Source organism: Xanthomonas sp. WHRI 8932A (assembly GCF_035012785.1).
Taxonomy (GTDB): domain Bacteria; phylum Pseudomonadota; class Gammaproteobacteria; order Xanthomonadales; family Xanthomonadaceae; genus Xanthomonas.
Genome location: NZ_JAYGQQ010000007.1, coordinates 108,912 through 121,974 on the forward strand (window position 1 = coordinate 108,912; position 13,063 = coordinate 121,974).

Sequence of the window (13,063 nt, forward strand, 5' to 3'; positions counted from 1 at the left end):
GCAGCTCGTTGGACCGGTGTTTTTCCTATCGATGGCGCTGCCGTCGATCGCGAAGGGAGCCGGAGGAATGATCGCCATGATCGATCCGCCTACTAAGCGCCGCCTTTTCGCAGCACATGCGTGGCTGACAGCTGTTTGCCTGACGCTGGTGTTGCTCTTCATGACGTCTCACGTGCACGCGGCCGAGCCCGTCACGCAGGGGCCGTACCAGTGGCGCAGCGTGGCCATTGGCGGTGGCGGCTTTGTCACCGGTGTGCTGTTTCATCCCGCCGAACGCAATCTTGCCTATGCGCGCACCGATGTCGGTGGCGCGTATCGCTGGGATGCGCGTGCGCAACAGTGGGTGGCACTGACCGATTGGTTGGGCGCCGACGACTGGAATCTGATGGGTATCGATGCATTCGCCATCGACCCTGCCAATCCCGCCGCTATCTATCTGGCCGCTGGGACCTATATGCACACGCGCGCCGGCAATGCCGCGGTGCTGCGTTCGTTCGATCGCGGCCGCAGCTTCAAGCGCGCCGATCTGCCGTTCAAACTGGGCGGCAATCAACTGGGCCGCGCCAACGGCGAACGGCTGGCGGTGGACCCGCACGATGGTCGTGTGCTGTTGCTGGGCGCACGTGATGCAGGCCTGTGGCGCAGCGACGATCGCGGCGCGCACTGGGCGCGTGTGGACGGATTCCCTGCCCAGGCAATGGCCGGCGCCACCGCGCGCAACCATGTCGGACGCGACCAGGCGGTGGGGATTGCCTTTGTCGTGTTCGACGCCGCCAGCGGCCGCGCTGGCAGTCCCACGCCACGGATCTACGTTGGCGTTTCCACCGCACACACCAGCCTGTATGTGTCCGACGACGCCGGTCGCACCTGGTCGGCGGTAGCCGGGCAGCCGCACGGCTTGCGCCCCAGCCATATGGACGGCGGCCGCGATGGGCAGTGGTATCTCAGCTACGGCGATCAGCCCGGCCCGGACCTGATGGCCGGTGGTGCGCTGTGGAAGTACAGCCCGGCGCAGGGGCGCTGGAGCGAGATCAGCCCGATTCCGCAACCGGCCACTGGCGATGGCTTCGGCTGGGGCGCGGTGTCGGTGGACCCGCACGATCCACAGGTGCTGCTGGCCAGTACCTTCCGCCGGCGGACGCCGCGCGATGAGCTGTTTCGCAGCGTCGACGGCGGCAAGCACTGGACGCCATTGTTGGCCGATGCGGTGTTCGATCACAGCGCCGCGCCGTGGACCGCGCAGGCGACACCGCACTGGATCGGCGCACTGGCGATCGATCCGTTCGACAGCAACCACGCGCTGTTCGTCACCGGCTACGGCATCTGGGCCTCGCGCAATCTGCGCGATTTCGCCGACACGCGGCAGCCGTTGCAGTGGTGGTTCCAGGACCGGGGGCTGGAAGAGACCGTGCCGTTGGACTTGCTCAGCCCGATGGCCGGCGCGCATTTGCTCAGCGCGCTGGGCGATATCGATGGGTTTCGCCACGACACTCTGGATACCGCGCAGCTGCAGTATGCCGGCCCGCGTCTGACCAACGGCGAGAGCATCGATGCTGCAGGACAGGTGCCGCTGACGGTGGTACGCAGCGGTACCGTGCGCGACCGTCGCAACAACGAGATCCGCGCGCTGCTGTCGCGCGATGGTGGCGCGCACTGGAGCGCGTTTGCCAGTGAACCACCGGCCGGGCAGGGCGCGGGCACCATTGCCATCGCGGCCGATGCATCGCAGGTGGTCTGGACGCCCAACAACGGTGGCAACTGGCGCACGGCCGATGTCGGCAGGCACTGGCAACGCGTGCAAGGGCTGCCCGACACGGCGGTGGTGGTGGCCGACCGCGTCGATGCGCAGCGCTGGTATGCCGCCGACACCGTCAGCGGACACTTTTACGAAAGTACTGATGGCGCGGCCAGCTTCCGCGATACCGGGCACCAGGTCGGCAACCCTGCACGCGATGAGCGTGCGCGTCCGCAGCTGCGGCCCGACCCCTGGCGTGCCGGCGTGGTATATCTGGCCAGCCCTTCGCTGGGCGTGATGCGTTGGCAGAACGGACGCTTGCAGACCCTGTCCAAGCCGGACGAAGCGCGCTCGCTGGGCATCGGCAAGCCCCTGCGCGATGGCGCACCGCCAGCGCTGTATCTGGCCGGGCGCGTGGCCGGTGTAGATGGCGTATTCCGCTCCGACGATGACGGCGCGCAGTGGCTGCGCATCAACGACGACGCGCACCGTTTCGGCAAGCCTTACAGCGTCACCGGCGACCCACGACGTCCTGGTCGCGTCTACTTCGCCACCGGTGGCCGTGGCATTTTTTACGGTGATCCACGATGAGCGCTGCGTGCCTGCGCGCGGCATCGCGCTGCCGTACCTTGACCCGCTGCATTCCCTATCGCCTCGTTGCGCGCCGACCGGCCGCGCTGTTCCTGGAGATCACCGCATGACCGCACCTCTCGTTCGCCGCGCCTGCCTGCTGGGTCTGGTGCTGGCCAGCCCGCTCGCGCTGGCCCAGCCGACCCTGCCGCTGTTGTTTGCCGATGGCGCGGTGTTGCAGCGCGACCAGCCCATGCCGGTGTGGGGGTGGGCATCGCCCAATGCCGCGATCACGGTCAGCTTCGATGGCAGGCGCGCCACCGCCAAAGCCGACGCACAGGGCGCCTGGAAGGTGAGCCTGCCCGCGCACAAGGCGGGCGGCCCGTATGTGTTGAGCGTGCAGGGCGATGGTGGGCAGCTGCAGGTGCGCGACGTGCTGGTCGGCGATGTATGGCTAGCCAGCGGGCAATCGAATATGGAATTTACGTTGGCGCAGGCCAACGATGGCCCGCAGGCGGTCGCCGCCGCCAACGACCCGCAGTTACGCCACTTCAAGGTACCCAAGTCGTGGTCGGTGCAGCCGGAAGCGCGCTTGACCGGTGGCGAGTGGAAGGCCGCCACGCCGGCCACTGCCGGCGAGTTCACCGCGGTGGGGTATTTCTTCGCCAAAGAGCTGCGCGCCAGCACCGGCGTGCCGATCGGCATCGTCAACAGCACCTGGGGCGGCAGTGCGATCGAGGCGTGGATGGATGCTGCATCGCTGGGCTTGAATGCCGAGCAGAACCAGGGCGCGATCGAGGCGATCAAGCAACGCGACGCTGCCGCACAGGCCGCCACCGGCAAGCGCATCGCGCGCTGGCCCAAGGTCGACGGCGACATGCCGCAATGGCGCGACGCCGAGTTCAACGACAGCGATTGGGACAGCATCCCCACCACCCAACAATGGGAATCCAGCGGTTACGACGGCATGGATGGCATTGCCTGGTACCGCACTACGGTGACCTTGAGCGCTGCCGAGGCGAAGGCCGGCATTACCCTGGGCGTGGGCCAGATCGACGATTCGGACATCACCTACGTCAACGGCCAGCAAGTAGGCAGCACCGAGAAACAATGGAATCTGCCGCGCGTCTACAGCGTGCCGGCGGCGGCACTGCATGCCGGCGTCAATCACATCGCCGTGCGGGTAGAAGACCTCAGCGGCGGTGGCGGCATGCACGGCCCGGATGAGCAGCGCTTCGTGCAGACCAACGATGGCGCCAAGCGCGCGCTGAGCGGCTGGAAATTCCGCCCGGCGCAGGTGCGCGTGTCGTTGGTCGACAACAAGAACCAGCTGCCCACGCTGCTCTACAACCAGATGATCCACCCGCTGCAGCCGTTCCCGGTCAAGGGCGTGATCTGGTACCAGGGTGAAACCAACGCCACCGACAACGGAGCAGTGGCGTATCGCGAGCAGTTCGCCGCGATGATCCAGCAATGGCGTGCCGAGCGCGGCGCCAAGGCGCTGCCATTTTTGTGGGTGCAGCTGGCCAACTTCAAGGCCGGCGGCGATAAGGGCGAACTGAGCCCGTGGGCGCTGTTGCGCGAGTCGCAGTCCAAGACGCTGGCGCTGCAGGCGACCGGGCAGGCGGTGATCATCGATATCGGCAACCCCACCGACATCCATCCCACCAACAAGCGCGATGTCGGCCATCGTCTGGCGCTGGCGGCGCGGCACGTGGCGTACGGCGAAACGCTGGTGTACAGCGCGCCGGTGTTCAAGCGGGCAAGGTTTGAAGGTGGCAAGGCGGTGCTGACATTCGACCTGCAGGGCAGTGCGCTGCAGGTACGTGGCGGCGGTGCAGTGCAGGGCTTGCGTGTCGCTGGTGCCGACAAGCAGTTCCATCCGGCCACCGCGCGCATCGACGGCGATCGGGTGAGCGTGCAGAGCGATGCGGTACCTGCACCCGTGGCAGTGCGCTACGGCTGGAGCGAGAACCCCGACGACGCCAACCTGATCAATCGCGACGCCCTTCCTGTTTCCCCCTTCCGCACCGATACCTGGTGACACGGAGCCTTATGTCCATGTATTCCCCCGTTGCACATGCCATCACCTATTCCAACGCGCGGCGTTGCCTGCGTCCGCTGCTGCTGTCCGCGCTGACGCTGGCCTTGGCCGCGTGCCAGTCCGGCGAGCAGGGCGATGCAGCTAAGCCTGCCGCCTCCACGCCGGCTGCAAGCACCGCAGCGGCAACGCCGGTAAGCGCACAGACACCGGCCGCGCAGACAGCGATGCCGCAGTTCGTCAGCAAGGACGGCAAGCATGCCTTGATGGTCGATGGCGCGCCGTTCCTGATCCTGGGCGCGCAGGTCAACAACTCCAGCAACTATTCCGGCGTGATGGACAAGGTGTGGCCGGCCATGCAGGTGCTGGGCCCCAACACCGTGCAGGTGCCGATCGCCTGGGAACAGGTCGAACCGGAAGAAGGCAAGTTCGATTTCTCCTTCGTCGACACGCTGCTGAGCCAGGCGCGCGAGCACAAGGTGCGGCTGGTGCTGTTGTGGTTTGCGACCTGGAAAAACAATGGCCCGGCCTACGCGCCGTTGTGGGTCAAGGCCGACAACCAGCGCTTCCCGCGTGTGATCACTCGCGAGGGCAAGGCGATCGGGTCGCTGTCGCCGCATGCGCAGGCCACGCTGGATGCCGATCGCAAGGCCTTCGTCGCCTTCATGCAGCACCTGAAAAAGGTCGACCCGCAACACACCGTGATCATGATCCAGCCGGAAAACGAGCCGGGCACCTACGGCAGCGTGCGCGACTTTTCGCCGATGGCGCAAAAACTATTCGACGGCCCGGTACCGGAGGCACTGCTCAAGCGCTTGAACAAGCAGCCGGGCAGCTGGGCGCAGGTGTTCGGCGCCGATGCCGATGAAATCTTCCATGCGTGGTCGATCGGGCGTTACATCGATCAGGTCGCCGAAGCCGGCAAGGCCGAGTATCCGTTGCCGATGTACGTCAATGCCGCGCTGCGTGGCCCGTTCAATCCGGGACAGCCCGGCCAGTACGCCAGCGGTGGCCCCACCGACAACGTGCTCGATGTCTGGAAGGCGGCCGGCCCGCATATCGATCTGCTGGCGCCGGATATCTACATGCCCGAATACCGCATGTACACCACGGTGCTGGAGCGTTACGCGCGCCCGGACAACGCCTTGTTCGTGGCCGAAACCGGCAACCGCCAGGAATACGCGCGTTACCTGTATCCCACGCTGGGCCACAACGGCATCGGCTGGTCCGCGTTTGGTATGGACTACACGCGCTATTCCAACTATCCGCTGGGCGCCAAGCACGTCAATGAAGAAACGCTGGCACCGTTCGCGCTCGGCTTCCAGGCGGTGAGCATGGGTATGCGCCCGTTCGCCAAGGCCGCCTCTGAAGGCAAGCTGCACGGCACCGCCGAAGAGCCCGGCCAGGCCGTGCAGGAGCTCAAGCTCAACGACCGCTGGAGCGCCACCATCACCTACGGCGTGCCACAGTTCTGGTTCAAGGGCGAGCCGCCGGGCAACCCGGAACCGATCGGCGCGGCGTTGATCGCCGAGCTGGGCCCGGATGAATTTCTGGTCACCGGTTACCACGTGCGCGTGACCTTGCACCCGGCCAGTGACGCCACCGCGAACATGTTCTACGACCGTGTCGAGGAAGGCGTGTACGAAGACACCCAGTGGAAGTTCCAGCGCAATTGGAACGGCGACCAGACCGATTACGGCGTCAATTTTTCCAGCGTGCCACAGCTGCTCAAGATCAAGCTCGCCACCTACAAATAATCAGCAACCCATGCGCTGCCGCCCCCGCGGCAGCGTTTCGAAATTCAAAGGGAGTGACCATGCAAACCACCATCCGTTCCGCCGGCGCCGCGCCTGCCAACCGACGTACACCGCTTGCCCATTGCCTGGCGTTGTCGCTGGCCCTGTTGGCCAATGCCGCGCATGCGCAGGAAGTGCGCAAGGCCGCCGATGGCGTCACCGTGGTGCCGAGCGCCAAGGGCGCCGCACCGGTGCGCCTGCAGGTGGTCGATGCCGGCATCATCCGCGTCAGCGCCGATCCGGACGGCGACTTCGCACGCAGCCCCAGCCTGATGCGCGTGCCGGTGCATGGCGATAGCGCCTTCCAGGTGGCCGAGCAGGCCGACAGCGTGCAGCTGAAGACCGGCAAGGTGACCGCCACGGTGTCCACCGTCGACGGCCATGTCAGCTTCGCCGATGCCAATGGCAAGCCGGTGCTGTCCGAAGTGGCCGGCGGGCGCAGCTTTGCCCCGCTCAAGGTCGAAGGCAAGCAGTACCTGAGCGTGCGCCAGCGCTTCCAGTCGCCCGATGACGAAGCGTTGTACGGCTTCGGCCAGCACCAGCAGGGCTGGATGAATCAGAAGGGCCGCAACGTCGAATTGCAGCAGAACAACATCGACATGGCGGTGCCGTACCTGGTGTCCAGCCGCAACTATGGCCTGCTGTGGGACAACAACTCGATCAGCCGCCTGGGCGACCCGCGCGGTCTGCAGCCGCTGCCCAAGACGCTCAAGTTGTACGACGCCAAGGGCAAGGCCGGCGCACTGACCGCACGCTATGCCATCAACGGCAAGCAGGTGCTGGAGCGTCGCGAGAGCGAGGTGAACTACCAGTACCTCAGCGACCTGACCAAGTTCCCGAAGAAGGCCATCACCAAGGACAAGGACAGCCGCATGCAGGTCACCTGGGAGGGCGAGATCGAAGCGCTCACCGGTGGCGAGCACACCTTCTCGCTGTATTCGAGCGAATACGCCAAGTTGTACGTGGACGGCAAGCTGGTGATCGATCGCTGGCGGCAGAACTGGAACCCGTGGAATCACGAGTTCAAGCTGGACCTGGAGCCGGGCAAGCGCCACACCGTCAAGGTCGAATGGGATCTGATCGACCCCAGCTATATCGCGCTGCTGCATCGCGACCCGCTGCCGGCAGCGGAAGCGAAAGATCTCTCGCTGTGGTCTGAAGCCGGCCAGATGATCGACTACTACTTCGTCTCGGCCGATTCCTACGACCAGGCCGTGGCCGGCTACCGCGAACTCACCGGCAAGTCGGTGATGCTGCCCAAGTGGGCCTATGGTTTCTGGCAGAGCCGCGAGCGTTACAAAAGCCAGGATGAGTTGGTCGGCGTGCTGGCCGAGTACCGCAAGCGCAAGCTGTCGCTGGACAACATCGTGCTCGACTGGTCGTACTGGCCGGAAAACGCCTGGGGTTCGCATGATTTCGACCCGAAGCACTTCCCGGATCCGGATGGCATGGTCAAGTCCGTGCACGACATGCACGCGCAAATCATGATTTCGATCTGGCCCAAGTTCTATCCCACCACCGCCAACTACAAGGAACTGGATGCCGCCGGTTTCATGTACAAGCGCAACGTGGAAGTGGGTGAGCTGGACTGGATCGCCAAGGGCTACAAAAACTCGTTCTACGACCCGTACTCGGAGAAGGCGCAGGCGATCTATTGGCGCCAGGTCAACGAGAAGCTCAACAGCAAGGGCTTCGATGCGTGGTGGATGGACGCCGACGAGCCGGACGTGCACTCCAACCTGGACATCGGCGAGCGCAAGGCACGCACCACGCCGACCGCGCTGGGCTCGTCCACCGAATACTTCAATTCCTACCCGCTGCCGCACACCCATGGCGTCTACGAAGGCGACCGTGCGGCTGACGACAAGCGCGTGTTCATCCTCTCGCGCAAGGGCTATGCCGGCACCCAGCGCAATGCGGTGGCGGTGTGGAGCGGCGATATCGTGTCGCGTTGGGACGACATGCACGACCAGATTTCCGCCGGCGTCAACATGGCGCTGTCGGGCCTGCCCAACTGGACCTTCGACATCGGCGGGTTTGCGGTGGAGAAGCGCTACGAGAACCAGGACCCGGCGCATCTGCCGGAATGGCGCGAGCTCAATACGCGCTGGTTCCAGTTCGGTGCGTTCGTGCCGATCTTCCGCTCGCACGGCCAGTTCCCGTACCGCGAAATCTGGAACATCGCCCCGGAAGGCACGCCGTTCTACGACAGCATGGCTTACTACAATCGCCTGCGTTATGCGTTGCTGCCGTACATCTACAGCCTGGCCGGCGATACCTATCAGCGCGATGGCGTGATCATGCGCGGCATGATGATGGACTTCCCGGATGATGCGAAGGCGCGCGACATCAACGACCAGTACCTGTTCGGACCGGCGTTCCTGGTCGCACCGGTGACCCGCTTCGGCGCCACCTCGCGTCAGGTGTATCTGCCGGCCGGCACCAGCTGGCTCGATTTCGCCACCGGCAAGCGTTACGACGGCGGCCAGACCATCGAAGCGGCCGCGCCGATCGAACGCATGCCGCTGTTCGTGCGTGCCGGCTCCATCGTGCCGACCGGCCCGGTGCAGGAATATGTGGACCAAAAACCCGACGCGCCGCTCACCGTGGTGGTCTACACCGGCGCCGACGGCCAGTTCTCGCTGTACGAAGACGACGGCAAGGGCTATGGCTACGAGAAGGGCGAGTTCAGCCGCATTCCGCTGGTGTGGAACCAGGCCAAGGGCGAGCTGAGCATCGGCAAGCGCGAAGGCAGCTGGACCGGCATGCAGGCCAAACGCACCATCAATGTGCGCTTCGTCGATGGCCCACGCGACGATGCCGGTGCGCTCGAGCCCAAGACCGACACCAGCCTCCAGTACGACGGCAAGGCGGTCAGCGTGTTGCAGCGCAAGATTGCGTCCGGCAAAGCGCGTCGTCGATGATCGCAGGCTGTCTTCAGTCGATGAGCAAGCAGATGCCGGAACGCCGCAAGGCAGTCGCGGGCGGTTCCGGTGATGCAACACGGCGGTGGCCGTGCTGACCCGTCGGGAACTGTGCAAGGCAACCGGGGCCGCGATGGCGGTCCTGGGCGCCGCACCGGTTGACGCGCAGGCTGCAGCGCAGGCTGCAGCGTCTTCCAAACACGCCGCGTTGCCGCCCGTGGCGGCCGCTGACGCATTGCAGCTGTGGTACCGCGAACCGGCCAACGAATGGGTGGAGGCTCTGCCGGTCGGCAATGGCCGAGTCGGCGCGATGGTGTGGGGCGGTATTGCCCACGAGCGCCTGCAACTCAACGAAGACACGCTCTACGCTGGCGGGCCCTACGATTCCACCAGCCCGGACGGATTGGCCGCGTTGCCGCAGGTACGTGCGCTGATCTTCGCCGGGCGCTATGCCGAGGCCGAACAACTGGCCGATGCCAAGCTGCTCTCGCGTCCGCTCAAGCAGATGCCGTATCAACCGCTGGGCGATCTGTTGCTGGATTTCGATCGTGTCGACGGCATCAGTGAGTATCGCCGTCAGCTGGATCTGGACACCGCAGTGGCCACCACCAGCTTCCGCTCTGGCGGCGTGCTGCATCGGCGCGAGGTGTTCGTCTCTGCGCAGTCGCAGTGCATCGTGGTGCGTCTGTCGTGCGAGCGGCCGCGCGCGATTTCCTTGCGCGTTGGCATCGACAGCCCGCAACACGGCGAGGTCACGGCAGAGCAGGGCAGTTTGCTGTTCACCGGCCGCAACGGCAGCTTTGCCGGCATCGACGGCAAGTTGCGGTTTGCGTTGCGCGTGCTGCCGCAGGTGAAAGGCGGCAAGGTGACTGCGTTGCGCGATCGCTTGCGTATCGAAGGCGCCGATGAAGTGGTCTTGCTGCTCACCGCAGCCACCAGTTACCAACGCTTCGACGCGGTGGATGGCGACCCGCTCGCACGCACCGCAGCGAGCCTGCGCAAGGCCGAAACGCTGGACTATGCCGCATTGCTGCGCGCGCATCTGGCCGATCACCAACGCCTGTTCCGGCGTGTGGCGATCGACCTGGGCACCAGCGACGCGGCAGCGCTACCCACCGACCAACGCGTGCAGCGGTTTGCCGGCGGCAACGACCCGGCATTGGCCGCGCTCTACCATCAGTACGGCCGCTATCTGCTGATCTGCAGCTCGCGGCCCGGCTCCCAGCCGGCCAACCTGCAGGGCATCTGGAACGACCTGATGCAGCCGCCGTGGGAAAGCAAGTACACCATCAACATCAACACCGAGATGAACTACTGGCCCAGCGAGGCCAACGCATTGCACGAGTGCGTGGAACCGCTGGAATCCATGCTGTTCGACCTGGCCACCACCGGCGCGCATACCGCACGTACGCTCTACGACGCGCCCGGCTGGGTGGTGCACAACAATACCGATCTCTGGCGTCAGGCCGGGCCCATCGATGGCGCCAAGTGGAGCCTGTGGCCGATGGGCGGGGTGTGGTTGTTGCAGCAGCTGTGGGACCGCTGGGATTACGGGCGCGACCGTGCGTATCTGAGCAAGATCTACCCGTTGTTCAAGGGTGCGGCGGAGTTCTTCGTTGCCACCTTGATGCGCGACCCGCAAACGGGCGCGATGGTGACCAATCCATCGATGTCGCCGGAAAATCAGCATCCGTTCGGCGCCGCCGTGTGCGCCGGGCCGAGCATGGATGCGCAACTGTTGCGCGACCTGTTTGCGCAGTGCATCGCGATGAGCAAGGTGCTCAACGTCGATGCAGCGCTGGCGCAACAGCTGGCCACGCTGCGCGAGCAACTGCCGCCCAACCGCATCGGCAAGGCGGGGCAGTTGCAGGAGTGGCAGCAGGATTGGGATATGGACGCGCCGGAGATCCACCACCGCCACGTCTCGCATCTCTACGCGCTGCATCCGTCGAGCCAGATCAATCTGCGCGATACGCCGGAGCTGGCCGCTGCTGCCAGGTGTTCGCTGGAAATCCGTGGCGACAACGCCACCGGCTGGGGGATCGGTTGGCGGCTGAATCTGTGGGCACGGCTGGCCGATGGCGAGCATGCGTATCGCATCCTGCAACTGCTGATTTCGCCCGATCGCACCTACCCGAACCTGTTCGACGCACATCCGCCGTTCCAGATCGACGGCAACTTCGGCGGCACCGCCGGCATCACCGAAATGCTGTTGCAAAGCTGGGGCGGCAGTGTGTTCCTGCTACCCGCCTTGCCCGCTGCCTGGCCGCGCGGCAGCATGCGCGGCGTGCGCGTACGTGGCGGCGCCAGCATTGATCTGGAATGGGATGGCGGTCGCTTGCAGCAGGCACGCCTGCACAGCGATCGTGGCGGACGCTATCAACTGTCCTATGCAGGGCAGACCCTGGACCTGGAACTGGGCGCGGGCCGCACCCAGCAGGTGGGACTCAACAACAACCGATTGGTGAAGCAATGAGCTTGTACGTAGGACTGGACGTAGGCACGCAGAGCGTCAAGCTGGTGGCCTACGACGCGCAGGAGCGCGCTGTGGTTGCCACGATCGCCGCACCGATGGAGCTGATCAGCCGCGATGACGGCACCCGCGAACAGCAGGCGCAGTGGTGGGTCGACGGCATCGTGCATTGCTTCGCGCAGCTCGATGGCGAACAACGTGCGCGCGTGCGCGGTATCTCGGTGTCGGGCCAGCAGCACGGCTTCGTGCCGGTGGCCGCCGATGGCAGCGTCACCGCGCCGGTCAAGCTGTGGTGCGATACCAGCACGGCGCTGGAATGCGACGAAATCATGGACGCGGTGGGCGGCGCAGCGGGCAGCGTGGCTGCCGCAGGCAACCCGATCCTGGCCGGCTACACCGCATCCAAACTGCCGTGGACGCGCAAGCATCGCCCTGAGGCGTATGCAGCGATGACCACGGTGATGCTGCCGCACGATTACATCAATTTCTGGCTCACCGGCGAGCGCTTTGCCGAAGTGGGCGATGCCTCCGGCACCGGCTGGCTGGATGTACGCACGCGTCAGTGGTCCGAGCGCATGCTCGGCGCCGTCGATGCACAGCGCGACCTGCGCGCGGCGTTGCCGCCGCTGGTGGAAACCGGCGCGGTGTATGCCTTGTCCGATGCGGCCGCCGATGCATTGAAGTTGCCGGCCGGCGTGCGCGTCACCACCGGTGGTGGCGACAACATGATGGCGGCCATCGGCACCGGCAATGTGGTGCCGGGTCGCCTGACGATGAGCCTGGGCACCAGCGGCACTTTGTTCGCCTACGCCGATCATCCGGTGGTGGACGACGACGCACGTTGGGCCGCGTTCTGCTCGTCCAGCGGCGGCTGGTTGCCACTGATCTGCACCATGAACTGCACCGTCGCCACCGAAGCGGTGATGCGCATGTTTTCCATCACTCGGGAGCAGACCGAGGCGATGATTGCCGACACCGCACCCGGTGCCGACGGGCTGGTGTTGCTGCCGTTCTTCAACGGCGAGCGCACACCCAATTTGCCCGATGCACGCGGCTGCTTGTTCGGTATGGATCTGCACAACACCACCGCTGCGCATTTCTATCGCGCCGCGATGGAAGGGGCCACCTACAGCCTGCGCAATGGCTTCGACGCCTTCGTCGCGGCCGGTCTGCAGTTCGATACCATCCTGCTCACCGGCGGCGGCAGCAAGAGCGCGCAGTGGCGGCAGATGGTGGCCGACGTTTTCAATCTGCAGGTCGTGGTGCCAACCCAACCCGAAGGCGCCGCCTTCGGTGCCGCGCTGCAAGCGTTGTGGGCCTGCGACCGCGACGATGGTGGCGATGCCGCGTTGTCGGAGGTGGTGCTGGAGCACCTGCAGGTAGACGACGCGCTCGCCGCACAGCCCAACCCGCAGCGCGTAGCCCAGTATCAGCAGCACTACCAAGCCTTCCTCAAGCACCTGCACGTCGTCAGCCCGCTCTACGCTGACTGATTCACCACTCCCCCAGAACCAAGGACATCAC

6 protein-coding genes are annotated in these 13,063 nt (G+C 65.4%); all 6 read left to right on the forward strand.

What is annotated here, in order from left to right; genetic code table 11:
* The first annotated feature begins 67 nt into the window (after positions 1–67).
* The 6 genes from VC212_RS12850 to xylB all read left to right on the forward strand — a co-directional run bounded on the left by VC212_RS12850 (position 68) and on the right by xylB (position 13,032).
* Entirely contained in the window at positions 68–2,326 is a 2,259-nt protein-coding gene (locus VC212_RS12850; RefSeq protein ID WP_323525999.1) for a cellulase, read from the forward strand.
* 106 nt (positions 2,327–2,432) lie between these two features.
* The gene (locus VC212_RS12855; protein ID WP_323526000.1) at positions 2,433–4,349 is read left to right on the forward strand and encodes a sialate O-acetylesterase; all 1,917 of its coding nucleotides are present in this window, start codon (positions 2,433–2,435) and stop codon (positions 4,347–4,349) included.
* An 11-nt stretch (positions 4,350–4,360) separates the two neighbouring features.
* The gene (galD, locus tag VC212_RS12860) at positions 4,361–6,103 is read left to right on the forward strand and encodes a GH35 family beta-galactosidase GalD (protein ID WP_323526001.1); all 1,743 of its coding nucleotides are present in this window, start codon (positions 4,361–4,363) and stop codon (positions 6,101–6,103) included.
* 59 nt (positions 6,104–6,162) lie between these two features.
* Positions 6,163–9,066, forward strand: a complete 2,904-nt coding sequence (locus VC212_RS12865; RefSeq protein ID WP_323526002.1) for a TIM-barrel domain-containing protein — start codon at positions 6,163–6,165, stop codon at positions 9,064–9,066.
* Positions 9,067–9,199: 133 nt separating this feature from the next.
* A complete protein-coding gene (locus tag VC212_RS12870) occupies positions 9,200–11,542 on the forward strand; it encodes a glycoside hydrolase family 95 protein (RefSeq protein WP_323526080.1) in 2,343 nt (780 codons plus the stop codon).
* Positions 11,539–13,032 (forward strand): xylulokinase, encoded by a 1,494-nt coding sequence (gene xylB, locus VC212_RS12875; protein ID WP_323526003.1) that lies wholly within the window; start codon positions 11,539–11,541, stop codon positions 13,030–13,032. The genes VC212_RS12870 and xylB overlap by 4 nt, the downstream gene beginning before the upstream one ends.
* Positions 13,033–13,063: the final 31 nt, after the last annotated feature.